A 26,276-nucleotide genomic window follows, 5' to 3' on the forward strand; every position below is an offset into this window, starting at 1 on the left:
TGCTGTGGGCATGCGAGAAGGCCTGGCGAAACCTATGGCGCGTCGTCTCGGCGCGACGGTCGGCACGTTGTTGATGCTGACCGCATGTGCACCACCCACCACGACGTCCGACGCGCCCGTCGTCGAGGGCGACTCGGTCAGCGCGGACGCCGTGATGCGCATCGTGCGCGACACGATGGCCGAGGCACACCTCAAGGCAGTGATCGTGCGGGTGACCGTCGATGGCCGCGATGTGGTCACCGCAGCAGTCGGTGACTCCATGACCGGCGTTCAGGCGAACACTGCCATGCATTTTCGCAACGGCGCGGTCGCGATCTCGTACGTCGCGACGCTGCTGCTGAAGCTGGCAGAAGAGGGCACAGTGAGCCTCGACGACAGGCTATCGACCTGGTTACCGGACATCGCGCACGCCGACCGCGTGACACTGAGACAACTCGCGCAGATGACGTCGGGCTACGTGGACTACGTCATCGGAAACACCGAGATGAACGACGCCAGCTACGCCGACCCGTTCCGCGCCTGGACCACGGAGGAACTGCTCGCCTTCGCCACCGCCGAACCCCTTCTCTATGAACCAGGCACCAACTGGAACTATTCGCACACCAACTATGTGTTGCTGGGGCTGGCACTGGAGAAGGCCACCGGCGAGACGATGGCGGACTTGTTGTCGGACAAGGTCCTTGGGCCGCTGGGTCTGACAAATACTGTCGCGTCACTGACCCCCGAAATCCCCTCGCCAGCTTTGCACGCGTTCACCTCAGAACGCCGCGCCGTCCTCGGAATTCCTGCGGGGACTGCGTTCTACGAAGAATCGACGTACTGGAATCCGTCGTGGACCATCACCCACGGCGCCGTACAAACCACCACGATCGGCGATCTGGAGGCGACCGCGGTGGGCATCGGCAGCGGCAGGCTGCTCACCCCCGACTCCTATCGACAGATGGTGTCCACCGAGTTGCGGGGCACCTCGCACACCCAACCCGGGTGCGCCACCTGTATGCCGATGACCGAGGGGTACACCTATGGGCTCGGTATCGTCATCTCGGGCCACTGGCTCTTGCAGAACCCGATGTTCTCCGGGACCGCGGCCGTCGCCGCCTATCTGCCGTCACACAAGATCGCGATCGCGGTGGCCACCACTTTCGCTCCTGAGGCGTTCGACTCCGCGGGCGAGTACGACAACGCCGCCGAAACGCTGTTCCGCAGGCTGGGTGCCGAGTTGGCCCCCGACGATGCGCCACCCACGCCGCCACCGCGATAATGGGGGACGTGGCATCCAAGGTTCTGTTCCTGCTCAACGAGCACCTGGCGACCGAAGCGCTCCTCGGGGAGGCCTTCGCCGAACACGAATTCGACGTCGACACCTTCGAGGTCGTCCCCGCCGAGCGCTCCGGCGATCCGGCGGGCGAGGTCAGCTTTCCCGACCCCGCAGGCTACGACGTCATCGTCCCGCTCGGGGCCAGCTGGCCGGTGTACGACCAGGCACTGCTGGACACCTGGGTCACGACCGAGATGCAGATGATGCGAGACGCCGCTGACGCCGGAATCGCCTTGCTGGGCGTGTGTTTCGGCGGACAACTCCTCGCTCAGGCGTTCGGGGGCACGGTCGCGCGGGCGCCGCGCCCCGAGATCGGCTGGTGCGAGGTGAGCTCCGACCGCCCTGACGTGATACCCCACGGTCCGTGGTTCCAGTGGCATTTCGACCGCTGGACGCTACCTCCCGGGGCCACCGAGATCGCCAGAACTCCGAATTCGTCTCAGGCGTTCGTGCTGGGCCGCACCCTGGCCCTGCAGTTCCACCCCGAGGTCGACGCCGACCTGCTCAAGGTCTGGCTGGCGGCCGACCGGACCGACGACGTGGGCAACGCCGGCCTGACCCATGATGAACTTCTTACCCGCACAACAGAACTCAGCGATCACACCGCGTCACGGATCAGAAGGCTGGTGCACGGTTTCCTGACGCACGTGGCCCGCTAGTCGCGTCCCAGCTGATGCGCCAGCGCGTCGGCGACATCGGGATGACGGAACACGTGACCCAGCGACAGCAGCTTCGAGGGCACGGCGCGCTGGCTCGCCTCGGCCAGCTCGCGGGCACCCTGCTCCCCCAGCAGCAGCCGCGGGCCGAACGACGGCACGGGTAGCAGCGTCGGGCGATGCACCACCCGGGCCAGCTCGCGGGTGTACTCCGAGTTGCGAACCGGATCGGGTCCGACGGCATTGACCGGTCCGGTCAGCCGCTCGTCGTAGAGCGCGCGGTGGTACACGTCGATGAGATCGTCCAGACCGATCCAGGCGAGCCACTGTCTGCCGCTACCCAGACGACCACCCAGGCCCGCCGCGAACAGCGGTCGCATCAACTTCAGTGTGCCGCCCGCGGCTGCCTGCACGATGCCGGTCCGCACCTTGACCACACGCAGACCCGCATCGTCGGCCGGGGCGGTCGCAGCTTCCCAGTCCATGACGACGTCGGCGAGGAACCCGTCACCGCGCGTGCTGTCCTCGGTCAGCTGGGTATCGCCACGGTCGAAGCCGTAGAAGCCGACGGCTGACGCGCTGACGAATGTACGCGGCCCGTTCTCCGTCGCCGCTGCGACAGCCGCGAGACGGCGGGTCGGCTCGATTCTGCTGTCGCGGATGGCGGCGCGGTGCTCCGCTGTGAAGCGCCCGGCGATAGACGCACCAGCCAGGTGGACAACCGCGTCGACCCCCTCGAGCAGGTCGGGCGCCGGAGCCATCGGATCCCACTGCCGCTCGTCGTCAGCGCCGGCAGCGTTGCGCACCAGCTTGATCACACGGTGTCCGCCCGTGGTCAGGAAGGCGCTCAGCGCGGATCCGACCAGCCCTGATGCGCCGGTGAGTGCAATGACCTGGGGCTTCATCCCCGCGTCGGTGGCTCTGCGGTGCGCGGCCAGGTCGTCGGCGAGTTGGCGGTGGCGGTAGACGAAGGTCGACCGCAGCCCTGCCGCGGGCACCACGGTGTCCACCAGATCGTGCACGCGCGTCCCGTGATCGGCGTCGCTGAAGGTGTGCGTGTGTCGCCAGCCGCCGACCACCCGGGGCGGCCATGAGGCCGGTCCCCGGGACGACAGTTCGTCGGCGAACCGGCTTCCTTCCACATAGACCGTGGGGTCGTGACGCGCCACCCAGCGCAGTCCGCCCGGCAGGCCCAGGACGGCGACACCGTCGGCCAGCGAGTCCGCCTCGGCAATCACCGTCATCGGCTGCCACGGCGGCACCAGCCGCGGCATGGCTCCCGGACGGGTGAACCAGGTCCACACCTCGTCGCGCGGATGGTCGACGACACTGTCGTACTCGATTCCCATGGTCCTCCGACCTGTTCGGCTGTCCCGAGCTATTCGTCGCGGATCGCTGCGTGGATTGCCCCGTACTCCTCAGGGGTATTCCCCACCGGGGACTGTGCCATGACCGTCACGAAGCAGTATTTTCGGGACCGCCGCGAGGCTGGTCAGGTGCTCGCGCGGGATCTCGCCCCATTCTGCGGATCGGACCACGTGACGGTGCTCGGTCTGGCCCGCGGCGGTGTTCCGGTCGGCTGGGAGATCGCGCGTGCCCTGCACGTCCCGCTGGACGTCTGCCTCGTGCGCAAGCTCGGCGTGCCCCAATCACCGGAGCTCGCCATGGGCGCAGTGGCCATGGGCGGAGGCGTGGTGCTGAACACGGACCTGGTACGCAGCCTCGGGATCGGCAGGGATGCGGTGGACGAGGCCGTCGCCCGGGAGACCGCAGAGCTACGGCGTCGTGAACATGCCTACCGAAGTGGACGAGGACCGCTGGAGCTCGCCGGTCGCACGGTGGTGCTGGTGGATGACGGCATCGCCACGGGGGCCAGCATGGTTGCCGCGGTCCGCTCCGTCCGGCAGATGGGCGCAGAACACGTGATCGTCGGCGTCCCTGTGGGGCCTGGGTCAGTGTGCCGGGAGTTGCGAGACGAGAGTGACGCGCTGGTGTGCTCGCGGACTCCGACGAACTTCCGCGCGGTGGGACAGGCGTTCGAGGATTTCCATCAGGTCAGCGACGACGAAGTGCGCGCGCTGCTCGCCGCACCGCGCTAGGGCTTCGGAGACTCTTCGTCGCCGACCCGCTCGCCGGGCGTCGGCTCGTACCGCGAGTCGACGTCGACGTCGACGGTGTCATCCGCCGGGGGCTCATCGTATTGCTCGGCGATGGGTGCCTCGTCGGGATAATCCTCGACGTATTCCGACCCCAGCTCCTCGGAATCGTCTGCCTCCGCGGCGGATTCATCAGCATCGCCCTTGGAACGGTCGCGCACGGCATCGACGATCAGAAGCACGACGCCGATGACACTCGCGGCGATGCAGACCCAGGCGATGAGCTCATTGCTGGTGACGACGGCGAGCACCAACGCCCCGAGACCGATGAGGGCGAGGACGAGCGCGACGATCAGCATGAGCCGATCCTAGGCAGGACCGACACGTGACTCAGTTGTTGCCCCGGTTGAACTGGTTGAAGCCGCCGTCGTTGTTGGCTCCGGAATCGACCGGTGCCGCCGAGCCGCGCTGGCCCAACTCCTCCAGCTGAGACTCCAGGTAGGTCTTCAGACGGGTGCGGTACTCGCGCTCGAAGGTGCGCAGCTGCTCGAGCCGGCCTTCGAGCACCGTGCGCTGCTGGTTGATGGTGCCCATGATCTCGGAGTGCTTGCGCTCGGCGTCGGCCTGGAGGGCGTCGGCCTTCTCCTGCGCCTGCCGCAGCTGAGTCTCGGAACGGCTCTGCGCGTCGGCGAGCATCGCGTCGGCGCGCTGACGCGCCTCCGTGACGGTGGTCTCGGCGGTCTGGCGCGCCTCGGTGACCAGCTGGTCGGCCTGGGCACGGGCGTCGGCGAGCATCTTCTCGGACTCGGACTTGGCGCTGCCCGTCAGACGGTCGGCGGTGTCCTGCGCCAGGCTGAGGATCTTCGCGGCCCGCAGGTGCTGGTCCTCGGTCTGCGGAGCGGCAGGCTGCTGCGCCTGGGGTGCCTCGAAGACGGGCTGCGGCGTCGGAGCCGGTGCAGGTTCGGGCTCCGGCTCGTAGACTGGGAGGGTCTGAGTCGGCTGGGCCGCACCCCCACCGGCCCGGGCCGAACCGAGCTCTTGATCCAGCTCGGCGACCCGCTGGCGCAGGTCGCTGTTCTCCTCGATGAGGCGAGACAGCTCGTTCTCGACGAGGTCGAGGAACGCGTCGACCTCGTCCTCGTTGTAGCCGCGCTTGCCAATTGGCGGCTTGCTGAACGCGACGTTGTGCACGTCGGCAGGAGTGAGCGGCATTGTCTGCCCCCTTGAAGTCTGGACCGTCAACTGATCTCGAAGTGTAAAGCCTTGCTGGAATGTAACTGGCGTCCATCCTGTCACACCAGACCCGGCGGTTGCAGGAGAGGCCGATAATTAATACCGAAACTCAACATTCCAGGTGGCAGGCACAATATCGGAAACGCCGAATCGGTTAACCACGCCGCGCATTTGTCCGGCCCGATCGGCCCGGTGTCCCCGGTGGTGCTAGACCGCGGCGCCGAAGGCCAGCTGCATGCCGATGAACGCCACCAGAAGTAGCACCATGATCGACAGGTCGAACCGGATTGCACCGATCGTGAGCTGCGGAATGATCCGACGCAGCAGCTTCACGGGCGGGTCGGTCAGCGTCATGATGATCTCCAGGAAGACCACGGTGACACCGCGAGGATGCCAGTCACGGCTGAACGACCGGATGAACTCGACCACGACCCGGGCAATCAGAAGCAGCCAGAAAACGAACAGCGCGAAACCCAGGATCTCGAAGAAGAGCGCCAACTAGCCGACCTCACTCAGGCAGATGTGTGACATTCGATACACGCGAACGGTCGCTTCGAGCTACGTTCCCGTGCGACGTCGCAAGCCTACCCGTGGTGAGACGTGGGGCTACTGGTAGGCGTAGAAGCCGGCTTCGGCGATGCGGCGCCGCTGCTCGGCGGTGACGTCGACATCCGCGGGCGACAGCAGGAACACCTTCGTCGCGACCTTGTCGAACGAGCCACGGAGCGCGAAGGCCAGGCCGGCCGCGAAGTCCACGAGTCGCTTGGCGTCGGCGTTGTCCATGGATACCAGGTCCATGATCACCGGGGTGCCGTCGCGGAACCGCTCACCGATGGTGCGCGCCTCGCTGTAATCCTTCGGCCGCAGCGTGGTGATCTTGGCCATCGGGCTACCGGCCTCGAACAGCTCGGCCATACCGCGCGGGTCCATCGCCAGCGCGCCGCGGGTGGAGCCCCGCATGGCGCCGAATCGCGGTGGCGTGCGATCGAATTCGCGTGGGGTACGGAGCCGGCCCTCGAAGCGGGCATCGTCGTAGCCGCCGGCCAGACCACCGCGGTAGCCGGCGGGCTCGTCGTATTCACGGGCGCGGTCGTCATAGCCGCGCGGCAGGCCCTCGTCCTCGAACCGGTCCTCACGGGGACGGCGGTAGCCGCGCACCGGGGCGCGGTCGTCGTCCTCGTAGTAGTCGTCTTCGTAATCATCCATCGGCGCCATACCGAAGTAGGCCTTGACCTTGTGCAGTGTGCTCATTGTGAGGACCCCTCTGGCGGTGCTTGTGATGAAGGTGTGACTGGTGTGACTACTTCCGGTGACGTTAGCGGTCGCGATCCCATTAGCGCGGTACCGACACGCACACAAGTAGATCCGTGTTCGACCGCTGCTTCGAGGTCGCCGGACATGCCGGCGGACAAGCCGAGGCGTTGCTGAAAGTCCTGCTGCACTCGGTCACGCTCGCGTTGCAGCCGTGCGAACGATTCGCCAGGATCGGCGCCCAGCGGTGGAATCGCCATCAGGCCGACGAACGCCAGGCCCGGCGCTGCATCCACGGCTGCGCACAACTGATCGATGCGGTCGGCGGCGTCGACGTCGACTCCTCCCCGCTGCTCGTCGCCGTCGAGGCTGAGCTGCAGATACACCCGCAGCGGCTCCGTGCGCCGCCCGTCCTCCAGCGCCTCGGCGGCCGCCCGGTCCAGTGCGGCAACGACTTTCGCGCTGTCGACAGAGTGCGCCGCGTACGCCCACCCCGCCACCGAGCGCGCCTTGTTCCGCTGGATGCGCCCGACCATGTGCCAGCGCACCGGCGCTCCCCCGATGAGCCTGCTGACGTCCTCGACCTTCGCCGCGGCCTCCTGGTCCCGGGACTCGGCGAAGGCAGTGCATCCGAGCCGATGCAGCGCCGCCACGTCGTCGGCGGGAAAGAACTTGGTGACCGGGAGCAGTTCGATGTCGTCGACATCGCGCCCGGCGGCGTCGGCCGCCCTGGCCAGTCGGGCACGCACCGAGTCGAGGGCGTCGCGCAGTTGCGCATCCCGCGCGGCCGTCACGACCCGGGCTCCAACCAGATGAGCGAGGCCAGCCGGCCGGTCGGCGCGTCGCGGCGATGACTGAACAGCGTCGGGTCCTCGACGGTGCAGCGCCGATCGATGTCGATGGACCGGACGCCGAGGGAACGTAGTTGTCTGGCGATTCCGGCGCGCAGATCCAGACCCGGCGTGCCCCGATGGGTGGTCGTCCGGCTGCCCGGCAGCGCCCGCTCGACCTCGGCGGCCATCTCCTCGGGCACCTCGTAGTTGGGTCCGCTCACCGCGGGTCCCAGCAGTACCGAGACGTCGGCGACATCGGCGCCCGCCTCGGTCATGGCGGCCAGCGCCTTCGGCACGATCCCGTTCGCGGCGCCCACCCGGCCCGCATGCACTGCGGCAACCACCCCGGCCCGCGCGTCACCCATCAGTACCGGCACGCAGTCGGCGGTCACCACCGCCAACCCCAACCGGGGCGTGGTGGTCACCAGACCGTCGGTGTCGGCGACGGTGTCGCCTGCGTGATCGACGACGACGATGTTGGTGCCGTGCACCTGGTTCATCCAGACGATGTGCTCACCCAACCCGACGGCCGACGCCAGCCGCGCCCGATTGGCTGCCACGTCGGCAGGATCGTCGCCGACGTGATCGCCGAGGTTGAACGTCGCGAACGGCGGTTCGGAGACCCCGCCGGTGCGTGTCGTGGTCACGCGCCTGACCCGAAATGTCACGGTGCGGCCATACAGCGGCTAGTGGCGCATGAACGGCGGCACGTCGACGTCGTCGTCGGAGATGCCTCCGTCGTCGCCGCCGCCGATGCGCACGGTCGCGCCGTTGGTGTGGCCGGCGGGCACGCTCGCCGGGTCCGCAGGCTCGAAGATCGAGGAGTTCACCCGGCCGGCCCGCCCCGGTGCGACCGGCTGTGCAGCCGACGCCGCGGCTGCGGTCGCCTCGCCTGTCACGGGCTTGCGTCCCGGCCCGGCCGCGTCGAAGCCCGCCGCGATCACGGTGACGCGCACCTCATCGCCCAGCGAGTCGTCGATGACGGTGCCGAAGATGATGTTCGCCTCGGGATGTGCCGCCTCCTGGACCAGCGACGCGGCCTCGTTGATCTCGAACAGACCCAGATCGCTGCCGCCGGCAACCGACAGCAGCACGCCCAATGCGCCCTCCATGGACGCTTCCAGCAGCGGGGAGTTGATCGCGATCTCGGCAGCCTTGAGCGCCCGCCCGTCACCCCGCGCCGAGCCGATGCCCATGAGCGCCGTACCCGCGGAGCTCATGACACCCTTCACGTCGGCGAAGTCGACGTTGATCAGGCCGGGCGTGGTGATCAAATCGGTGATGCCCTGGACACCGTTGAGCAGCACCTCGTCGGCGCTGCGGAACGCGTCCATCAGCGATACCGCGGCGTCGCCCATCTGCAGCAGCCGGTCGTTCGGGATGACGATCAGCGTGTCGCAGCTCTCGCGCAGCGACGCGATGCCCTCGGCCGCCTGATTGCTGCGCCGCTTGCCCTCGAACGAGAAGGGCCGGGTCACGACACCGACAGTCAACGCGCCGAGCTTGCGTGCGATCGACGCGACCACGGGGGCGCCACCGGTACCGGTGCCACCGCCCTCACCCGCGGTGACGAACACCATGTCGGCGCCGCGGAGCAGCTCCTCGATGTCGTCCTTGGCGTCTTCGGCGGCCTTGCGGCCCACCTCCGGGTCGGCGCCGGCGCCGAGGCCGCGCGTCGAATCGCGTCCGACGTCGAGCTTGACGTCGGCATCGCTCATCAACAGCGCCTGCGCGTCGGTGTTGATCGCGATGAACTCGACGCCCTTGAGACCCTGTTCGATCATCCGGTTGACGGCGTTGACGCCGCCGCCGCCAATGCCGACCACCTTGATCACTGCGAGGTAGTTATGCGGGGGGGTCATCGGCCGCCCTTCCTGCCTGGTTGCTTGTCTGGAGCGGAATTCCCCCTATGGCAAACCCTCAACCTCAACGAGAGGCTTAGAGTTATGTCAGGTTGTTCCGCGCAAACAGAACGGTAGGGCCGGGTCACACGCTTACTGGTCAGGCGCGCCGATACGACACGACAAATTTCGTGGCGACCATCACGCACCGTCGGGCGATCACTTCACCGTCGGCAGGTCCGGACTGGAGACGTCGTAGATCTGGCCGGGCTGAGTCAGAAGCGCGGCCAGTTTGAGCGCCTTCTCCTCCGTGCGGTCGGTCGTGCCCCACACCACGGTGCGACCGTCGACCAGCGTGAGGGTGATCGCGGCGACCGACGGCGCCGAGACCCGGCCGACCTGGCTGGCCACCTCGGGCCGTAGCGACGTCATGACCTGCAGCGCCGCCTTGGTGGCCGGGTCGTCAGGTCCGGGGTTCTCCGTGTCCAGGTACGGGATGCCGGGCGGTGGCGGCCCGGTGGCGAAGTCGACCCCATCGCGGTCGAACAGGTGCACACCGTCGGGATAGTCCCTGACCACCACGGGCACCCGCTCGATCACGGTGATGCGCAGTGTCGACGGGTACTGCCGCTGCACCCGGACCGACGCGATGCGCCGGATTCCGGCGACCCGTTCGGCGACCGCGTCGGTGTTCACCTGCAGCAGCGGCGTTCCTGGCGCCACCCCGGCGGCACCGACGACCTCTTCCTGGGTCACCGCCCCCACCCCGGTCACCACGACGCTGCGCGCCGACATGATCGGCGTGAAGTACAGCAGCAGACCGAGCCCGACGACGATCACCGACAGCACGGCCGTCCACATCAGGACCTTCAGACCGCGCACCGTGCCGCGGCCGAGGGTCTTGGTCTGCGGCGGGGGCGTCCCGAGCACCTTGCGTTTGGCCTCTCGGCGGGCGTCCTCGATGGCCGTCGCCCTGGCCTGCGCGGCGCGGCGCTCCTCGCGTTCGCGGCGGGCGCGCCTGCGCGGCCCTTCGAGGTCCTCGTCGGCGGGTGCGCCTGCGGGCTTCTCCGCGGGTTCGGCGGCCGGCTCCGCAGCTTCTGTGTCGGCCGGGGCCGGCTCTGGGGGCGGCTCTGCCGGATCGTCGGGCGCCTGGCCCGCGGTGGTGTCGTCGGTCGGCTCGGCCATCACACCGTCGGTCCGCCTGCAGCAGCCTGCACCGCGGTCAGAATCTCGTTGCCCAGAAGCGTGACATCACCGGCACCCATCGTGACCACGACGTCGCCCGAGGCGACCGTCGCGGCCACCAACGCGGCGACCGCGGAGAAATCGGGAACGTAGGTCACCGGTACCGACACCGCGTCGGCGACGGTGGCCCCGCTGACACCGGCGATGGGCTGCTCACGCGCGGCGAAGACGTCGAGGACGAAGACCTCGTCGGCCGCACTGAGCGCCTCGCCGAACTCGACGGCGAAAGTCTCGGTGCGCGAATACAAGTGGGGCTGGAACACGACGATCACGCGGCCCGTCCCCGCCTGGTCGGTGACAGCACGCAGCGCGGCGAGATTGACGCGGACCTCGGTCGGGTGGTGCGCGTAGTCGTCGAAGACGCGGACGCCGCGCGCTGTCCCCACCAGTTCGAAGCGGCGCCGTGCACCTTCGAAACCAGCCAATCCGTCGAGCACCGTGTCGAGATCGGCGCCGGCTTCACGCGCGGCCAGCAGCGCGCCCAGCGCGTTGAGCGCCATGTGCCTGCCCGGGACCGCCAACCGCATCGTCCTTGGAGTCACCTCGCCGCGCAGGGTGATCTCGGCGGTCGCGCCGGTGCCCTGCTGTGTCCACGCGTCGAGCCGGGCGTCCAGCTCGCCGCTGCTTCCGTAGCGCAGCACGCGCACACCCAGCTCGGCGCTGCGGTCCCCCAGTGCCCGCGCGCCCGGATCGTCGTCGCAGACCACCAGTGCGCCTGCGGGTCTGATGCGCTCGACGAACTGGTCGAACACCGCCGTGTAGGCCTCGACGGTGCCGAAGAAGTCCAGATGGTCGGCCTCGATGTTGGTGACCACGACGACGTCGGGGCTGTATTCCAGCAGCGACCCATCACTCTCGTCGGCCTCGGCGACGAAGGCCGAGCCGCTGCCGTGGTGGGCGTTGGTGCCCGCCGCGGCCAGGTCTCCGCCGATGGCGAACGACGGGTCGAAACCACTGTGCTGCAACGCCACAACGAGCATCGAGGTGGTGGTCGTCTTGCCGTGGGTGCCGGTCACCATCAGCGTGGTGTAGCCCGTCATCAACTTGGCCAGCACGGCGGGGCGCAGGATGACCGGGATGCCGCGGGTGCGGGCCTCGACCAGTTCGGGGTTGGTCTTCGGGATCGCGGCGTAGGTGGTGACCACCGCGGTGGGCCCCCCGGGCAGCATGTCCAGAGCCGACGGGTCGTGCCCGATCCGGATGTCGGCGCCGCGTGCGCGCAGCGCGACCACGCCGCGTGAATCCTTGGCGTCGGACCCCGACACCTGGCCGCCACGGTCGAGCAGGATGCGCGCGATGCCGGACATGCCGGCACCGCCGATGCCCACCATGTGGACTCGTTCCAGCTCCGGCGGCAGGTTGGCGGCAGGGGTGTCGGTGCTCACCGCGGTGCCCGCCTGTCGCGGTTGCTCCGCGCGACCTCAAGGGCCACCTCCGCGACCCTCTTGGCCGCGTCGGGGTGTCCGGCCATCGCGGCCGCGGTGGTCATCGACGTCAGCGTGGCCTGGTCGTTCAGCATGCCCGGCACCGTGCCTGCCACGAATTCCGGTGTGAGAGAACGATCGTCGACGATGATCCCGCCACCGGCCTGCACCACCGGAAGCGCGTTGAGGCGTTGCTCACCGTTGCCGATGGGCAGCGGCACATACACCGCGGGCAGCCCGACCGCGCTGACCTCGGCAACGGTCATCGCTCCCGAGCGGCACACCGCGAGATCAGCCGCGGCATACGCCAGATCCATCCGATCCAGGTACGGCACGGCGACATAGGGAGGATCTCCCGGCCGCGGCGCCGGCAGGTCGAGGACGTTCTTCGGACCGTGGGCGTGCAGTACGGAAATGCCCTCGGCAGCAAGGCCTTCGGCGGCTCCCGCCACCGCGCGGTTGAGCGACTGGGCGCCCTGGGACCCGCCGAACACCAGCAGCACCCTGGCATCGTGGGCGAATCCGAAATGCGCGCGCGCCTCGGCCCGCAGCGCCTTCCGGTCCAGCGATGTGATCGCCTCCCGCACAGGCATTCCCACCATCTCGACGGGACCCAGACCGGGATCCGGTACGGCGGAGAGCACCCGTTGGGCCAGCCGGGCCCCGACCTTGTTGGCCCACCCGGCGCTGGCGTTGGCTTCGTGCACGACCACCGGGACCCGCCGGCTGGGCCGGGCGCTGCGGGCGGCGAGGTAGGCCGGCAGTGCGACGTAACCGCCGAACCCGATGACGACATCGGCGGACACACCGTCGAGCACCGCCCTCGTCTGCCGGACGGCGCGCCGCACCCGCAACGGCAGGCGGACGAGATCGGCGGACGGCTTGCGCGGCAGCGGCACCGGGGTGATCAGCTCAAGCCGGTATCCACGCTGCGGTACGAGGCGGGTTTCCAGACCGCGCGCGGTGCCCAGGGCGGTGATCCGCACGTTCGGGTCGAGTGCGGTCAACGCGTCGGCAACCGCCATCGCGGGTTCGACGTGGCCCGCCGTGCCACCGCCGGCAAGAACGACAGATATCGCACGGTCGTTTTCTGCCGACACCGAATTCCCCGTCACCCGTAGCGCTGACCTTCCAGTGCGCGGGCCCGTCGGCCCTGTTTCCGCTGGCCATCACCGTAACCGCTGGAGGACCGTGCCGACCGCACCGGGTGCCCGGCCTTGGCGCGGGGTGCGCGGGGCGGCTTCTTGTCGGGAGCTTTCTTGGCGCGGGTGGGGCTCTTGCGCAGCCTGTCCCGCAGCGCCTCGGTGCGGGTGGGCACATAGGGAGCGGGCAGCGGGAGGCGCAGCAGACGATTCACCCGGTCGTCGCGGCCGGCCCGCAGCGCGGCCACCGCCTCCGGTTCGTGGCGCGCGGCGTTGGCCATGATGCCGACCATCAACAGCGTGGTGGCCGTCGAGGTGCCGCCGGCCGAGATCAGCGGTAGCTGCAGGCCGGTGACCGGGAGCAGGCCGACGACGTAGCCGACGTTGATGAACACCTGCGACAGGATCCACAGCGTGGCGGTGGCGGTCAGCAGACGCAGAAACGGGTCGGCGGACCTGCGGGCGATCCGCATGCCGGTGTAGGCGAACAAGCCGAACAGCAGCAGCAGGCCGACCGCGCCGACGAACCCGAGCTCCTCGCCGATGATCGCGAAGATGAAGTCGTTGTGCGCGTTGGGCAGGTAGTTCCACTTGGCGGTGCCCTGTCCGAGGCCGTCTCCGAAGACGCCGCCGTTGGCCAGCGCGAAGCGGGCCTGCCGGGCCTGATAGCCCGCGCCCTGGGCGTCGGAGGCGGGATCCAGCCACGACTGCACGCGCGCAGAGCGATAGCCCGCCGACATCGCGAGCACTGCGCCGGAGATCAGCACCGCGCCCAGCGAGCTCAGAAACACCCGCAGTGGCAACCCGGCGTACCAGAGCAGACCCAGCAGGATCACGCCCATCGACAGCGTCTGACCGAGGTCGGGCTGGGAGACGATCAGGCCGAGCGCGATCACGGCCGCGGGCACCAGCGGCACAAGCATCTCGCGCAGCGACGCATGTTCCATGCGCCGGGCGGCCAGCAGGTGGGCACCCCAGATGGCCAGCGCGATCTTGGCCAGCTCCGAGGGCTGCATGGAGAACCCGGCGATGACGAACCAGCCTCGAGAACCGTTGGCCACCTTACCGATTCCGGGGATCAGCACCAGGATCAGCAGGACCACGGAGAACGCGAAGCCGGCGAATGCGAACCGTCGCATCACCGCGACCGGCATGCGCAGCGCCACGTAGAACGCGAGCAACCCGATCGCCGTCCACAGCAACTGTTTGCCGAACACCGTCCAGGGCGAGCCCTCGAAATCGTAGGAGTACACGCCGGAGGCCGACAGCACCATGGTCAGGCCCATGGTGATCAGCAGGGCGGTGACGGCGACGATGAGGTGGAACGACGTCATCGGCCGTCCGAGCCAGGCGCCCACCCGGGTGCGCGGGATGTGCAACGGCACCGGACCTGACTGCCCGGCGGTGCCTGGCTGGTCGGCGGCCGGATTGGCGCGCCGGTTCCGCAGTCGGCTGAGGATGTTGCTCATGTGTCTACGCCGTCACCCGATGGCGGCGCGCACGGCCGCGGCGAACGTGTCGCCGCGGTGGCCGTAGCTCGTGAACTGGTCGAACGACGCACCTGCCGGTGCGAGCAGCACCGTGTCGCCGGGTCTTGCGAGGCCGCGCGCGGTCTCCACGACCGCCGCCATCACCGCCTCGGCGACGGGCTGCGCCTCCACCGGAATCACTCGAGTCACACGAGTAACAGCTGACTCATCTTTCTCAGGCACCTCAGAATCCTCCCCCGTCACAAGCTCGACGACGGGGACATCCGGTGCGTGTCGCGATAACGCCTCACCGATGACGTCGCGGTCCTGTCCGATCAACACGGCGCCGACCAGCCGATTCGTCGCGGCGGCAACCATCTCGTCGATCGAGGCGCCCTTGAGGAGGCCGCCCGCCACCCAGACCACCCGCGGGTAAGCGGTGACGGAAGCCAGGGCGGCGTGCGGGTTGGTGGCCTTGCTGTCGTCCACGTAGGTGATGCCGTCGGCCACCGCGACGACCTCGGCCCGGTGCCGGCCCACCCGGAAGGTCGCCAGGGCCTCGGCGATCGACCCGGCCGGCACGTCGACTGCGCGCGCAAGCGCGGCCGCCGCGAGCGCATTGAGCACGCCGACCGGCCCCGCCACCGGGATGGTGTCGGCGGCGACGAGCGCCAGTCCATCGGCGAACGCATTGTCGACGAGCATGCCGTCGCGGACGCCGACCTCACCCGCTGCCGGCTCGCCCAGCCGGAAGCCCACCTTCACCCGGGCGGGTGCGGTGGCCAGCAGCCCGGCGGCCACGGCATCGTCGAGACCGCCGACGGCCACCCGGCCGGCCAGCGCCCGTGCCTTGTCCTGCGCGTAGGCCGCCATCGACCCGTGCCAGTCCAGATGGTCCTCGGCGACGTTGAGCACCACCCCGGCCTCTGGGCGCAGCGACGGCGCCCAGTGCAGCTGGAAGCTCGACAATTCAACGGCCAGCAGTTCGCACGGGTGGTCCAGGACGGCGAGCACCGGGTCTCCGATGTTGCCGCACAGCACCGCTCGGCGGCCTGCCGCCTCCAGCATCGCGTGCAGCATCGACGTCGTCGTCGTCTTGCCGTTCGTGCCCGTCACGACCAGCCATTTCCGGGGCGCGCCGTACCGGCCGGACTGATCGAGACGCCAGGCCAACTCGACGTCACCCCAGATCGGGATGCCCGCGGCGGCGGCCGCGGCCAGCACGGGCGCCGTGGGCGGGAAGCCGGGGCTGGTGACGACGAGGTCGAAGTCGGCGATCTGCTCGACGGCGGCGCCCGGGTCGATCACCCCGGTCCCCTGCCCGGCGAAGGTCGCCAGCGCCGCGGGGCTGTCGTCGGTCAGCGTCGCGCGGACCCCGAGCGGCGCCAGCGCGGCGAGGATCGCCTGGCCGGTGACACGCGCACCCGTCACCAACACCGACGCGCCCGTCAAGTCCGCGAGCTCGTTCACGTCACGCACCGACGGTGGTCAGCCACTCGCTGTAGAAGAGCGCGACACCGAGACCACATGCGATCGCCGTCAGCAGCCAGAACCGGATGATCACCGTCGTCTCCGCCCACCCCACCAGCTCGAAGTGGTGGTGGAACGGCGCCATCCGGAACACCCGGCGGCCCGTGGTGCGGAATGCCATGATCTGCACGACCACCGAGGTGACCTCGGCGACGAACAGCGCGCCCAGCACCACGGCCAGCATCTCGGTGCGGCTGGTCACCGAGAGGCCGGCGATGATGCCGCCCAGTGCCAGCGACCCGGTGTCGCCCATGAAGATCTTCGCCGGAGCGGCATTCCACCACAGGAAGCCGATACAGGCGCCCGCGGTCGCCGCGGCGATGATCGCGAGATCCAGTGGGTCGCGGACGTTGTAGCAGCCGACGCCGGGACTGGTGGCGCAGGCGTTACGGAACTGCCAGAACGTGATGAGCACGTAGGCCGCGCACACCATCGCCATTGCGCCGGCAGCAAGCCCGTCGAGCCCGTCGGTGAAGTTCACCGCGTTCGACCAGGCGCTGACGATCACCACACAGAACAGCACGAACACCGCGGGCGCCAGCGTGACCGTGGCGATCTCGCGGACGTAGGACAGTTCGGGGCTGCCCGGGGTCAGGCCGTCGGCGTTGCGGAATTGCAGGGCCAGCACGCCGAAGAGCACGGCGGCGACCAGGATGCCGACCGTCTTGGCCGTCTTGTTGAGCCCGAGGTTGCGGGCGCGACGGAGCTTGATCAGATCGTCGAGGAACCCGACGACGCCCAGCGCGGTGGCCAGTCCGAGCACCAGTAGCCCCGACGCCGACGGACCCTTGCCGTCCATCAGCACACCGACTAGATGGGTGCCGAAATAGCTTGCCCACATGCCGGCGAGGATCGCGACGCCCCCCATCGACGGGGTGCCGCGCTTCTTGTGGTGGCTGGGCGGTCCGTCGGCGCGGATCTCGTGGCCGAAACCCTGGCGGGTGAAGAGCCGGATCAGCACGGGGGTCAGCAGAATCGAGGTGGTCAGCGCGATCGCGACGGCGATGAGGATCTGTCTCATCGCGGATCCTGCCCGCCCGTGTCGTCGGCGAGCGCATCCGCCAGCGCACCGAGGCCCGCCGAGTTCGACGCCTTCACCAGCACGACGTCACCGGGCCGCAGCTCAGCGCGCAACAGCGCCAGGGCAGCGTCGGCGTCGGCGACCGGGATGGCCTCAGATCCCCAGGACCCTTCCATGACGGCCCCGTGCAGCATCGCGCTCATAGGCCTCCCGGATCCGACGACGACGAGTCGAGAGACATCTAAGCGCACCGCCAATCTGCCGATGCGGTCATGCTCGGTAATCGAGTCGTCACCGAGCTCCGCCATCTCGCCCAGCACGGCCCAGCTTCGGCTCTCGGGAGCGCCACCCCGGCTCATCCACGCCAGCGCCTTGAGCCCCGCACTCATCGAATCCGGGTTGGCGTTGTAGGCGTCGTTGATGATCGTCACACCGTCGCTGCGGGTACTGACCTGCATCCGGTGTCGCGACATCGGGCCTGCCGACCCGAGCGCGGCGGCGACCTGCTCCAGCGTCGCGCCACATTCCAGCGCGATGGCCGCCGCGGTGAGCGCGTTGGAGACCTGGTGGTCGCCGTGGACCGCGAGCGACACCGGGACCGCGGCGCCGCCGGCATGCAGGGTGAAGCTGGCCCTGGCCAGCGGGTCCAGGGCCACATTGTCGGCCCGGATGTCGGCCTCGGGTCCCCGGCCCACCCGCACCACTCGTGCGGCCGTGACGTCGGCCATAGCCGACACGACTGGATCATCGGCGTTCAGTATCACTACGCCCGATGGTGGGACTGCTTGTGGCAGTTCAGATTTCGTGGCTGCGATGGCTTCTCGGGAGCCGAACTCGCCGAGGTGCGCGGTGCCGACGTTGAGCACGGCCGCAACCGACGGTGGCGCGATGCGGGCCAGCGCGGCGATGTTGCCCGGATGCCGGGCCGACATCTCCAGCACGAGGAAGTCGGTGGACTCTGCCGCCCGCAGCACCGTCCACGGGTGGCCCAGCTCATTGTTGAACGACCCCGGCGGTGCGACCACCTCACCCAGGGGAGCCAGCACCGCCGCGATGAGGTCCTTGGTGGACGTCTTGCCCGACGACCCGGTGATGCCGATGATCGTCAGCCCGCCCGCGACGAGCCGGGCGGCCACCGCGGCCGCCAGCCGTGCCAGTGCCGCGAGCACTGCCGAACCGGATCCGTCCACGTCGTGTTCCAGGACGCCGGCCGTTCCCCCGGAGCCGGGTTCGGGCGCCACCGGATCGACGACGATCGCCGGCACGCCCACCGGACGGGCCGCCAGCACCGCCACGGCGCCTGCCGCGATCGCGGTGGCCGCGAAGGTGTGCCCGTCCGAGCGCGCCCCGGGCAGCGCCAGGAACAGACCACCCGGCGTCACGGCCCGCGAGTCGAACTCGACGGTGCCTGTGACCCGGATCCGCGCCGCGTCCTCGACGGAGACATCACAGAGGCGGCCGCCCACGATATCGGCGACCTCGGCCAGCGACAGCTCGATCACAGCCGCGACCTCCGTGCGCCGAGCATGTCGAGCGCGGCGGCCAACTCGTCGCGGTCGTCGAACGGCCGGGTCCGGCCCTGGCTCGTCTGGCCGGCCTCGTGGCCCTTCCCCGCGACCAGCACGATGTCTTCGGGCCTGGCCCACGCCACAGCGTGCCCGATGGCCGCCCGCCGGTCCCCGATCTCGACGACCTCCGCATCGCTGTCCGCCGCCCCCGCCAGGATCGCCGCGCGGATGCCGGCGGGGTCCTCGTCGCGGGGATTGTCGTCGGTGACCACCACCAGATCGGCCAGTTCGGCCGCGACCCGGCCCATCGGCTCACGCTTGCCCTGGTCACGGTTGCCCCCGGCGCCGAAGACGACGGCGAGCCGCCCCGAGCACTGCTCCCGCAAGGTCTGCAGCACCGCCTGCAACGCGCCTGGTTTGTGTGCGTAGTCGACGAGTGCCAGGAACGGCTGACCCCGGTCCACCGTCTCCAGACGGCCGGGCACCGTCGCACCCCGCAGACCCGGCGCGGACTGCTCGGGAGAGACCCCTACCGCGTCCAGCAGGGCGACGGCGAGCAGGCAGTTCGCGACGTTGTATCCACCGGGCAGCCCGATCGTCAGATCATGCCGACCCCCGGCCGGATCGACGGCGACGAAGTCCTGCACCCCGCCTTCGGCAGAGAGCACGCGTTCGACGCTCCAGTCCGCTGCACCTGTCGTGCTCACGGTCACCGGCCGGCGAGCCCGCGCCGCCATCGCCCGACCCCACTCGTCGTCGACGCAGATCACCGACTGCGCGGCGTGGATCGGCGACTCGGGGTCGAACAGCCGCGCCTTGGCCTCGAAGTAGTCGGCCATGGTCGGATGAAAGTCCAGGTGGTCGCGCGACAGGTTGGTGAACCCGCCGACCGCGAAGGACACCCCGTCTACCCGACCGAGCGTGAGGGCGTGGCTGGACACCTCCATCACCACCGTGTCGACACCGTGCTCGAGCATCGCGGCCAGCAGCGCCTGCAGTTCGGGGGCTTCGGGCGTGGTCAACCCGCCCGGCTGCTGACGGCCGTCGATCCGGACACCGACTGTGCCGATCAACCCCGCGACCCGGCCCGCCGCGCGCAGACCCGCCTCCACCAGGTAGGTGGTGGTGGTCTTGCCGGAGGTCCCGGTGACACCGATGACGCGCAGGTGGTCCGAGGGCCTGCCGTACACGGCGGCCGCGACCTCGCCGAGCGCCGCCCGGGGTTCGGGATGCACCAGGGTCGGCACGTCCAGCCCGCCGTGTGCGGCGAGCTCCGCGACACCGTCCTGGTCGGTCAGCACCGCGACCGCACCACGGGAGACGGCGTCGGCGGCGTAGCGGGCGCCGTGCGCTCTCTGGCCGGGAAGCGCAGCGAACAGGTCACCGGCCTGGGCGTCCTGACCGCGCAACGTCACGCCGGTGACCTGGACGTCCGGCACCGCGCCCGCCGACGTCGGTGCTGCGGAGACCAGGTCGGCGAGCGCGCCGAGGCGCAGACCGACGGGTTGACTGGGGCGCAAATTCATGGCCATGACACAGTACCGATCCCCGTGAGCGACATCCGCATTCGACGGCGGGTGACGCGGGATGTCAGTCCGCCTGCAGGGTCAGCTCTGCGCCGGGGGGCGACAGCGGCACGTTCTCCCGCTGCAGCAGCCAGGCGGCGATGTTGTGGAACAGCGGCGCGGCCGAGGAGCCCGGGGAACCGTCGGCGGCCCGGTGCGGTGCGTCGAGCATCACACCGATGACGTAGCGCGGGTCGTCCGCGGGCGCCATGCCGGCGAAGGTGATCCAGTAGACGTCGCTGTAGTAGCACCCGCACGCCGGGTTGATCTGCTGGGCGGTGCCCGTCTTGCCCGCGATCTGGTAACCCTCGACGGCGGCCTGCGGTCCGGTGCCCTGCTGAATGCCGCGCGGGTCGCGCTGCACCACCGAGCGGAACATGTCGCGCACGGTGCGCGCCGTCTCGGCGGACACCACCCGGATACCGTCGGGCCTGGGCTCTTCGTTGCGGCTGCCGTCCGGGGCGACGGTCTCCTTGATGATCCTCGGCGGCACCCGCACACCGTCGTTGGCAATGGTCTGGTAGATGCCGGTCATCTGCAGCAGGGTCATCGAAAGACCCTGGCCGATCGGCAGGTTGGAGAACGTGCTGCCCGACCACTGGTCGATGGGCGGGACCAGGCCTGAGCTCTCACCCGGCAGGCCGACACCGGTGCGCTGACCCAGGCCGAACATCTGCAGCATCTTGGCGTACTTCTCGGGTCCCAACCGCTGGGCGAGCATCAGCGTGCCGACGTTGGACGACTTCCCGAACACTCCGGTGGTGGTGTACGGCATGACGCCGTGCTCCCAGGCATCGCCGACAGTGACTCCACCCATGTTGATCGAACCGGGTACCTGCAGCACCTCGTGGGGCGTGGTGAGTCTGTTCTCGATGACCGCCGCGGCGGTGATCATCTTGTTCACCGAGCCCGGCTCGAACGGGGAGGACACCGGGAGGTTACCCAGCTGCCTGCTGTCCTGGCGGCTGATGTCCTGGGCCGGGTTGAACGTGTTGTCGTTCGACATTGCCAGCACCTCGCCGGTTTTGGCATCGAGCACCACCGCCGAGGCATTCTTTGCCCCGGAGGCGTCCTTGGCCATCTGCACCTGCTGCTGCACATAGAACTGGATGTCGTCGTCGAGGGTCAGTACCACGGTCGATCCGTTGACCGCGCTGTGGCGGTTGCGGTAGCTGCCGGGAATCACCACGCCGTCGGAGCCGCGGTCGTAGGTCACCGAACCGTCGGTGCCCGCGAGCACCGAGTCCATCGAATCCTCGAGCCCCAGCAATCCGTGCCCGTCCCAGTCGATGCCGCCGACGATGTTCGCGGCCAGGACGCCGCCCGGGTACTGGCGCAGATCCTGACGCTCGGATCCCACCTCGGGGAACTTCGTCGTGATCGCGTCGGAGATGGCCGGGTCGACGGCGCGCGCGAGATAGACGAACGTCTCGTTGCTGCGCAGCTTCTTCAGGACGGTGGCCGTGTCGGGCTTGTTGCCGAGTCGCGAGGAGACCTCGGCGGCGATCTCCCGCAATCGAGCGTCGGGATCTGGTGCCTCGGTGGAGGTTTCGGCACTGTTGGCCTGGAAGGCTTCTTCGAGCTGCTTGCGTACCTTGACCGGCTGGAACGTCAGCGCCCGCGCCTCGATGGTGAAGGCCAGCTTGTCACCGTTGCGGTCGACGATCGAACCGCGAAGTGCCGGCTCGATGTCGGTGACCTTGAGCTGACCCGCCGCCTCGGCGCGCAGCCCCTCGGCGCGTGGCACCTGCAGCGTGAACAGCTGCGCCGCAGCAACCACGAGGAGAAGAAAGATCACCGCGTTGCCGGACCGGTGCCGAAAAACGAATGATGCGCTGCGCAAGCCGTTCTGGGGGGCGGCTTTGCGGGTGCGGCGTGACCGGGCGGACCGTTCCTGGTTCGGGACCGTGGCCACGGTTGCGCCGGTCTTGCCGCCCTTGGCGCCCTTCGCGCTCTTGGCACCCTTGGCGGACTTGGCCGCCGTTGTCCGTTTCGTCCCGCGGGAACTGCGGTCGTCCTCACCTCTCATGCGGGAGCCCCGGGCGCAGGCGGCACGGGTGCGAACTGGTCGGCAACCAGCGGCGCAGCGGGCGGTGGGCCCGGAATCGCCGGTGCTGCAGGCACTGTGGCCGTTGCCGGCACCTCCGGAGCCGGACCGGGCGCCGGCAGCTGGCCCGAGGTTGCGTGCGGAACTTCCGCGCCGGGAACGACACCCGCAGCTGCGCCGGGGATCACACCCGGAGCTGCGCCGGGCACGAGACCGGGAACTCCGAGCGGCAGAGCCGGACCCGCACCCGGAATGAGGGGCGGCGCAGGCGCCGAGGGGATCCGGACCGGAACCTCAAGCGGTTCCACAACCCGCGGCGCAGGCGGTGCGGGGCGTGCCGGCTCGGGCAGCGGCGCATTCAGCGGTGGCGGCGGGAGACCCTCGGCCGGCTTGGGCGTGCCGACGACGACCCAGTTACCAGTGGCGTCCTGTACCAGATGCGCGGTATCCCTGGACGGGATCATCCCCAGCTCGCGCGCGGCCTCGGCGAGCGCAGGGGCCGCCTGAGCTTCGAGCACGTCGCGCTCGAGTCCTTCCTTCTGCTGCATCAGCGCCTGATTGACCTCCCGGGCGGCACCGAGCTGGTAGGAACGCTCTGCGGCGTCGGTGGACAGCCACAGCGTGACTCCGAGACCGACACCCAGGGCGCCGATGACCAGGACGACGAAGGGCACCCGGGCGACGAGCCGCCGCGGATTGAGGTCGATCGAGGCGATCCTGACCAGGATCCGCTCGCGAAGGGGAGGCCGGATAACCTTGGGGGCCTTGGCCTTCCGCGCCTTGGCTCGCGCCTTGGCCTGACTTGCGCTCTTCGGGCGCGCGGGTGTGTCGACGGGACGGGCGGTCGGCGTCGTGCGGGGCGCCGAGCGTTGTGGCCGCGCGTCCCGCGCGGACTTGCGGCCCCGCGGCTGTGCGTCGGCGGGCACCCGCTTGGGCTCACGCACCGGCCGGCGCTTACCCGCGGTCTGCGACTTCTTGGTCGCCTTCCGCGTGCCGGCAGACGCGGCCGCACTGTTGCGTGTTGGCCTCTTTGCCTTCATCGCTGCTCTCCCCCAACTTTCTCCAATGCGCGCAGCCGAACCGGTGCGCTTCTCGGATTGCGTGCGACCTCGTCTGAATCGGCCCGTTCGGCGCCTCGCGTCAGCGCGACGAACTCCGGTCCGTGTCCGGGCAATTCGACGGGAAGGCCGGGCGGCGTGCGCGATGCTGTCGCGGCGGCGAAGTCGGACTTCACAATCCGGTCCTCCAGCGACTGATACGCCATCACCACGATTCGCCCTCTCGGCCGCAGTGCCCGCAGCGCGGCGGGAATCGCGATGCGCAGCGACTCCAGCTCGGCGTTGACCTCGATGCGCAACGCCTGGAAGGTGCGCTTGGCGGGATGGCCGCCGGTGCGGCGTGTGGCCGCCGGGATCGCCTGGTAGAGCAGCTCCACCAGCTCGCCGGTGGTCGTGAACGGGGTCTCCGCGCGCCGGCGCGCCACGAACGACGCGATGCGGGCGGCGAATTTCTCCTCACCGAACTCGCGCAACACACGGGCCAGGGCCCTCTCGTCGTAGGTGTTGAGCACCTGCGCCGCCGTCAAACTGGATCCGGAGTCCATCCGCATGTCCAGCGGCGCGTCCGTCGCATACGAGAAACCGCGCTCCACCCGATCGAGTTGCATCGAGGACACCCCGAGATCGAAGAGGATCCCGTCCACTCCCATCGGGCTGATTCGCGCCACCGCGTCGGCGATACCGTCGTAGCGGGTCCGGACCAACGTGACCCGGTCGCCGAAGGGCGCCAGGCGCTGACCCGCGAGCTGTAGCGCATCGGGATCGCGGTCCAGACCGATCAGGCGCAGACCGGGGAACTGGGTCAGGAACCGCTCGGAGTGCCCACCGGCGCCCAGCGTGGCGTCGACGAGTGTCGCGCCGGCGCCGTCGTCGCCGCCGCGCGTGAGTGCGGGTGCCAGCAGTGCGACACACCGATCCAGAAGGACTGGGATATGGGGTTCGTCATCCACCATCGCTGCTGCACCCTGAAAGATTGGGGCGGCCCCTGCAGTGAGGTCCCTGCCCGAGTACGCGGACCTGACGTCGGGGAAGTACGTCAGGGCCGGTTCGGGCAGAGGCCGCACTGCACGGGCCTGCGGGCCGGTGGCCAGATCAAAGAATGTCGCCGAGTGCTTCATCGCTGGCCGCGGAGAAGTTCTCTTCGTGAAGCTCCTGGTAGTCCTGCCACGCCTGGGCATCCCAGATTTCCAGGAACCCGATCGACCCCGTCACCACGCAGTCCTTGGTCAGGTTCGCGTAGCGGCGGTGCTCCATGGAGAGCGTGATGCGGCCTTGTGCGTCGGGGTACTGCTCGTCGGTACTGGCGGCCAGGTTGCGCAGGTAGGCGCGGGCCTGCGGATTGCCCCGCTTGGCCTTGGCGGAGATCTCGGCGATCATCTCCTCGAACTCGGCCCTCGGATGGACAGCAAGGCTGTGATCTTGGCTTTTGGTGACCATCAACCCTCCTGCCAGCGCGTCGCGGAACTTGGCGGGCAACGTCAGTCGCCCTTTGTCGTCGAGACGTGGCGTGTAGGTGCCGAAGAACATCTCGCCACCTCGCAAACCTCGCTCAAGCCTTGCTACGGAACCCCGGTCGCTCCGTTGTCCGCCACTTTACCCCACAATCCCCCACTTTGCTCCAAATACCTGCCCGCGTTTCCCCGGGTCCCCCACTCTGCAGGCACCGTGGCACTGACCGGGCGCGTTCCTGGTAGGCGCAAGGGCGTGGCGGCATCGAAAAGGCCAGCTCACGGCACGCCGATGCCCTTCGGGGGCGAGGTGGGGCGTGGTGGGGCAAAAAAAAGAGGGGCAGCCCGATGGGCTGCCCCTTGGTGTCGCGGGTGTCCGCTACTCGTCGAAGCGACGGCGGAAGCGATCCTCCATCCGGCTGGTGAAAGAGCCACCGGACCCCTTGGCCTTCTTCTGCCGCTGAGCTGCGATGTCGTTCTGCGCACGCTCACCTTTGGCCACGCGCGGGCCCGTGATCGCGAAGACGACGCCGCCGAACATCACGATGAAGCCGATCACCGACAGGATCGGGAAGCTTCCGATCATGGTCGCCTTGAAGGCGACACCGGACACCAGCATCGCCAGCCCGAGGACGAAGAGCGCCACGCCCTGCAGGCGACGCCGCGTCGAGGGTGCGCGCAAGGTTCCACCACGGACGCTTGACGCGAACTTGGGGTCCTCGGCATAGAGCGCGCTCTCGATCTGGTCGAGCATGCGCTGCTCATGATCGGAGAGTGGCATTCGTCCCTCCCTCTTGCCGTGGGGGCGTCGCAGTCGTTCAAAATCAGGTGTGCCCGCGTGTACGGGCACTTAACAGTAATGATACGAGCTGAATCTGAGCCGTACCACCTTGTTCGTCGCACGATTCTATGACGTGGGCCGCTAACGGCAGCCGGCACCTCGCCAATGCAGAGACCGGCCGGATAATGGTGTCGACCGCGTGATCCACATTTCGGGAGGGGCAGACACTTGGCGACGCGTCTGATCGATCTGTCGCCCAGCGATATGCAGCAACGTCTCCGTGATGCGCTCGCGGTGTACGTCGACGCCATGCACTACCCGCGAGGAACCGAGGAGCAGCGCGCGTCGATGTGGCTCGAACACATCCGCAGGCGCGGCTGGAAGGCCGTCGCCGCAATCGAGGTGACCGACCCGGCAACGCCGCAGGCCGACGCGCCGATGCTCGGCATCGCTTACGGCTACTGCGGCGCCCCCGACCAGTGGTGGCAGCAGCAGGTGGTAGCGGGTTTGCGGCGCAGCGGAGCCGACGGAGCGCGCATCTCCGACCTCATGAGCAGCTATTTCGAGCTCACCGAGCTGCACATCCACCCGCGGGCGCAGGGTCGCGGACTCGGCGAGGCCCTGATCCGGCGGCTGCTCGACGACCGTTCCGAGCAGCAGGTCCTGCTGTCCACCCCGGAGATCAACGGCGAGGCGAACCGGGCGTGGCGGCTCTACCGCCGGCTCGGATTCACCGACGTGATCCGCGGCTACCACTTTGCGGGAGACCCCCGCGCGTTTGCCATCCTCGGGCGCTCATTGCCGTTGTGA

25 protein-coding genes are annotated in these 26,276 nt (G+C 69.2%); 4 read left to right on the forward strand and 21 right to left on the reverse strand.

Translation table 11 applies throughout. The features are described from left to right. The first annotated feature begins 10 nt into the window (after window positions 1-10). Together EL337_RS16890 and EL337_RS16895 are read left to right on the forward strand one after the other, a co-directional pair. On the forward strand, window positions 11-1,261 hold the full coding sequence (locus EL337_RS16890; protein WP_048631868.1) for a serine hydrolase domain-containing protein: 1,251 nt from the start codon (window positions 11-13) through the stop codon (window positions 1,259-1,261). After that, complete coding sequence (locus EL337_RS16895; RefSeq protein ID WP_048631719.1) at window positions 1,261-1,977, forward strand: type 1 glutamine amidotransferase; 717 nt, start codon at window positions 1,261-1,263, stop codon at window positions 1,975-1,977. The genes EL337_RS16890 and EL337_RS16895 overlap by 1 nt, the downstream gene beginning before the upstream one ends. On the opposite strand, the gene EL337_RS16900 is transcribed toward EL337_RS16895, so the two are convergent. Further along, on the reverse strand, window positions 1,974-3,323 hold the full coding sequence (locus EL337_RS16900; protein WP_048631720.1) for a TIGR01777 family oxidoreductase: 1,350 nt from the start codon (window positions 3,321-3,323) through the stop codon (window positions 1,974-1,976). The genes EL337_RS16895 and EL337_RS16900 overlap by 4 nt on opposite strands. 99 nt (window positions 3,324-3,422) lie before the next feature. Between EL337_RS16900 and EL337_RS16905 the strand changes: the two genes are divergently transcribed. After that, window positions 3,423-4,073 (forward strand): phosphoribosyltransferase, encoded by a 651-nt coding sequence (locus EL337_RS16905; protein ID WP_048631721.1) that lies wholly within the window; start codon window positions 3,423-3,425, stop codon window positions 4,071-4,073. Here EL337_RS16905 and EL337_RS16910 read toward each other — a convergent pair. The 20 genes from EL337_RS16910 to EL337_RS17005 all read right to left on the reverse strand — a co-directional run bounded on the left by EL337_RS16910 (window position 4,070) and on the right by EL337_RS17005 (window position 25,466). Next, window positions 4,070-4,429: a phage holin family protein gene (locus EL337_RS16910; RefSeq protein WP_048631722.1), complete on the reverse strand. Its 360-nt coding sequence runs from the start codon at window positions 4,427-4,429 to the stop codon at window positions 4,070-4,072. The two genes, EL337_RS16905 and EL337_RS16910, sit on opposite strands and share 4 nt — an antisense overlap. Window positions 4,430-4,460: 31 nt before the next feature. After that, on the reverse strand, window positions 4,461-5,282 hold the full coding sequence (gene wag31 / locus EL337_RS16915) for a DivIVA-like cell division protein Wag31 (RefSeq protein ID WP_048631723.1): 822 nt from the start codon (window positions 5,280-5,282) through the stop codon (window positions 4,461-4,463). A gap of 228 nt (window positions 5,283-5,510) precedes the next feature. After that, window positions 5,511-5,801, reverse strand: coding sequence for a YggT family protein (locus EL337_RS16920; RefSeq protein ID WP_048631724.1), 291 nt, complete (start codon window positions 5,799-5,801; stop codon window positions 5,511-5,513). Window positions 5,802-5,909: 108 nt separating this feature from the next. After that, entirely contained in the window at window positions 5,910-6,554 is a 645-nt protein-coding gene (locus EL337_RS16925; protein WP_048631725.1) for a cell division protein SepF, read from the reverse strand. Next, the gene (locus tag EL337_RS16930; RefSeq protein ID WP_048631726.1) at window positions 6,551-7,348 is read right to left on the reverse strand and encodes a YggS family pyridoxal phosphate-dependent enzyme; all 798 of its coding nucleotides are present in this window, start codon (window positions 7,346-7,348) and stop codon (window positions 6,551-6,553) included. Before EL337_RS16930 ends, EL337_RS16925 begins: the two co-directional genes overlap by 4 nt. After that, complete coding sequence (gene pgeF / locus EL337_RS16935; RefSeq protein WP_048631727.1) at window positions 7,345-8,055, reverse strand: peptidoglycan editing factor PgeF; 711 nt, start codon at window positions 8,053-8,055, stop codon at window positions 7,345-7,347. Before pgeF ends, EL337_RS16930 begins: the two co-directional genes overlap by 4 nt. Before the next feature lie 18 nt (window positions 8,056-8,073). Beyond that, window positions 8,074-9,249, reverse strand: a complete 1,176-nt coding sequence (ftsZ, locus tag EL337_RS16940) for a cell division protein FtsZ (protein ID WP_048631728.1) — start codon at window positions 9,247-9,249, stop codon at window positions 8,074-8,076. Between the two features lie 198 nt (window positions 9,250-9,447). Next, entirely contained in the window at window positions 9,448-10,413 is a 966-nt protein-coding gene (locus EL337_RS16945; RefSeq protein WP_048631729.1) for a cell division protein FtsQ/DivIB, read from the reverse strand. Further along, complete coding sequence (gene murC, locus EL337_RS16950; RefSeq protein WP_048631869.1) at window positions 10,413-11,804, reverse strand: UDP-N-acetylmuramate--L-alanine ligase; 1,392 nt, start codon at window positions 11,802-11,804, stop codon at window positions 10,413-10,415. Before murC ends, EL337_RS16945 begins: the two co-directional genes overlap by 1 nt. A gap of 50 nt (window positions 11,805-11,854) precedes the next feature. Next, entirely contained in the window at window positions 11,855-12,922 is a 1,068-nt protein-coding gene (gene murG, locus EL337_RS16955; RefSeq protein WP_232786766.1) for an undecaprenyldiphospho-muramoylpentapeptide beta-N-acetylglucosaminyltransferase, read from the reverse strand. A gap of 86 nt (window positions 12,923-13,008) precedes the next feature. Next, a complete protein-coding gene (gene ftsW / locus EL337_RS16960; protein ID WP_048631731.1) occupies window positions 13,009-14,508 on the reverse strand; it encodes a putative lipid II flippase FtsW in 1,500 nt (499 codons plus the stop codon). A 12-nt stretch (window positions 14,509-14,520) separates the two neighbouring features. Further along, window positions 14,521-15,978 (reverse strand): UDP-N-acetylmuramoyl-L-alanine--D-glutamate ligase, encoded by a 1,458-nt coding sequence (gene murD, locus EL337_RS16965; protein ID WP_370737136.1) that lies wholly within the window; start codon window positions 15,976-15,978, stop codon window positions 14,521-14,523. 1 nt (window position 15,979) lies between these two features. Beyond that, complete coding sequence (gene mraY, locus EL337_RS16970) at window positions 15,980-17,059, reverse strand: phospho-N-acetylmuramoyl-pentapeptide-transferase (protein WP_048631733.1); 1,080 nt, start codon at window positions 17,057-17,059, stop codon at window positions 15,980-15,982. Beyond that, entirely contained in the window at window positions 17,056-18,561 is a 1,506-nt protein-coding gene (locus tag EL337_RS16975) for a UDP-N-acetylmuramoyl-tripeptide--D-alanyl-D-alanine ligase (protein WP_048631734.1), read from the reverse strand. The genes mraY and EL337_RS16975 overlap by 4 nt, the downstream gene beginning before the upstream one ends. Beyond that, on the reverse strand, window positions 18,558-20,093 hold the full coding sequence (locus tag EL337_RS16980; protein WP_083443038.1) for a UDP-N-acetylmuramoyl-L-alanyl-D-glutamate--2,6-diaminopimelate ligase: 1,536 nt from the start codon (window positions 20,091-20,093) through the stop codon (window positions 18,558-18,560). Before EL337_RS16980 ends, EL337_RS16975 begins: the two co-directional genes overlap by 4 nt. Before the next feature lie 64 nt (window positions 20,094-20,157). Further along, entirely contained in the window at window positions 20,158-22,161 is a 2,004-nt protein-coding gene (locus EL337_RS16985) for a peptidoglycan D,D-transpeptidase FtsI family protein (RefSeq protein WP_109519827.1), read from the reverse strand. Continuing rightward, window positions 22,158-23,219 carry a cell division protein FtsL gene (locus EL337_RS16990; protein ID WP_048631736.1) on the reverse strand — a complete coding sequence of 354 codons (1,062 nt, stop codon included), beginning with the start codon at window positions 23,217-23,219 and terminating at the stop codon, window positions 22,158-22,160. The genes EL337_RS16985 and EL337_RS16990 overlap by 4 nt, the downstream gene beginning before the upstream one ends. Then, the gene (gene rsmH, locus EL337_RS16995) at window positions 23,216-24,355 is read right to left on the reverse strand and encodes a 16S rRNA (cytosine(1402)-N(4))-methyltransferase RsmH (RefSeq protein WP_197724119.1); all 1,140 of its coding nucleotides are present in this window, start codon (window positions 24,353-24,355) and stop codon (window positions 23,216-23,218) included. Before rsmH ends, EL337_RS16990 begins: the two co-directional genes overlap by 4 nt. Further along, on the reverse strand, window positions 24,330-24,764 hold the full coding sequence (locus EL337_RS17000; RefSeq protein WP_048631737.1) for a division/cell wall cluster transcriptional repressor MraZ: 435 nt from the start codon (window positions 24,762-24,764) through the stop codon (window positions 24,330-24,332). Before EL337_RS17000 ends, rsmH begins: the two co-directional genes overlap by 26 nt. Before the next feature lie 300 nt (window positions 24,765-25,064). After that, on the reverse strand, window positions 25,065-25,466 hold the full coding sequence (locus EL337_RS17005; RefSeq protein ID WP_048631738.1) for an SCO2097 family morphological protein: 402 nt from the start codon (window positions 25,464-25,466) through the stop codon (window positions 25,065-25,067). A gap of 228 nt (window positions 25,467-25,694) precedes the next feature. Here EL337_RS17005 and EL337_RS17010 point away from each other — a divergent pair, with 228 nt between their 5' ends. After that, window positions 25,695-26,276, forward strand: coding sequence for a GNAT family N-acetyltransferase (locus EL337_RS17010; RefSeq protein WP_048631739.1), 582 nt, complete (start codon window positions 25,695-25,697; stop codon window positions 26,274-26,276).

The organism is Mycolicibacterium aurum (assembly GCF_900637195.1).
In the GTDB taxonomy this organism is placed as follows: domain Bacteria; phylum Actinomycetota; class Actinomycetes; order Mycobacteriales; family Mycobacteriaceae; genus Mycobacterium; species Mycobacterium aurum.

Coding starts and splice junctions, on each gene's coding strand:
- EL337_RS16980 (WP_083443038.1), bottom strand. CDS start 20,093: ATGAATTTGCGCCCCAGTCAACCCGTCGGTCTGCGCCTCGGCGCGCTC.
- rsmH (WP_197724119.1), bottom strand. CDS start 24,355: ATGAAGCACTCGGCGACATTCTTTGATCTGGCCACCGGCCCGCAGGCC.
- mraY (WP_048631733.1), bottom strand. CDS start 17,059: ATGAGACAGATCCTCATCGCCGTCGCGATCGCGCTGACCACCTCGATT.
- EL337_RS16910 (WP_048631722.1), bottom strand. CDS start 4,429: ATGCTGATCGTCGCGCTCGTCCTCGCCCTCATCGGTCTCGGGGCGTTG.
- EL337_RS16945 (WP_048631729.1), bottom strand. CDS start 10,413: ATGGCCGAGCCGACCGACGACACCACCGCGGGCCAGGCGCCCGACGAT.
- ftsW (WP_048631731.1), bottom strand. CDS start 14,508: ATGAGCAACATCCTCAGCCGACTGCGGAACCGGCGCGCCAATCCGGCC.
- EL337_RS16905 (WP_048631721.1), top strand. CDS start 3,423: ATGACCGTCACGAAGCAGTATTTTCGGGACCGCCGCGAGGCTGGTCAG.
- ftsZ (WP_048631728.1), bottom strand. CDS start 9,249: ATGACCCCCCCGCATAACTACCTCGCAGTGATCAAGGTGGTCGGCATT.
- EL337_RS16925 (WP_048631725.1), bottom strand. CDS start 6,554: ATGAGCACACTGCACAAGGTCAAGGCCTACTTCGGTATGGCGCCGATG.
- murG (WP_232786766.1), bottom strand. CDS start 12,922: ATGGCGGTTGCCGACGCGTTGACCGCACTCGACCCGAACGTGCGGATC.
- murC (WP_048631869.1), bottom strand. CDS start 11,804: ATGGTGGGCATCGGCGGTGCCGGCATGTCCGGCATCGCGCGCATCCTG.
- EL337_RS16900 (WP_048631720.1), bottom strand. CDS start 3,323: ATGGGAATCGAGTACGACAGTGTCGTCGACCATCCGCGCGACGAGGTG.
- EL337_RS16895 (WP_048631719.1), top strand. CDS start 1,261: ATGGGGGACGTGGCATCCAAGGTTCTGTTCCTGCTCAACGAGCACCTG.
- EL337_RS17005 (WP_048631738.1), bottom strand. CDS start 25,466: ATGCCACTCTCCGATCATGAGCAGCGCATGCTCGACCAGATCGAGAGC.
- wag31 (WP_048631723.1), bottom strand. CDS start 5,282: ATGCCGCTCACTCCTGCCGACGTGCACAACGTCGCGTTCAGCAAGCCG.
- EL337_RS16985 (WP_109519827.1), bottom strand. CDS start 22,161: ATGAGAGGTGAGGACGACCGCAGTTCCCGCGGGACGAAACGGACAACG.
- EL337_RS16890 (WP_048631868.1), top strand. CDS start 11: ATGCGAGAAGGCCTGGCGAAACCTATGGCGCGTCGTCTCGGCGCGACG.
- EL337_RS16990 (WP_048631736.1), bottom strand. CDS start 23,219: ATGAAGGCAAAGAGGCCAACACGCAACAGTGCGGCCGCGTCTGCCGGC.
- EL337_RS17000 (WP_048631737.1), bottom strand. CDS start 24,764: ATGTTCTTCGGCACCTACACGCCACGTCTCGACGACAAAGGGCGACTG.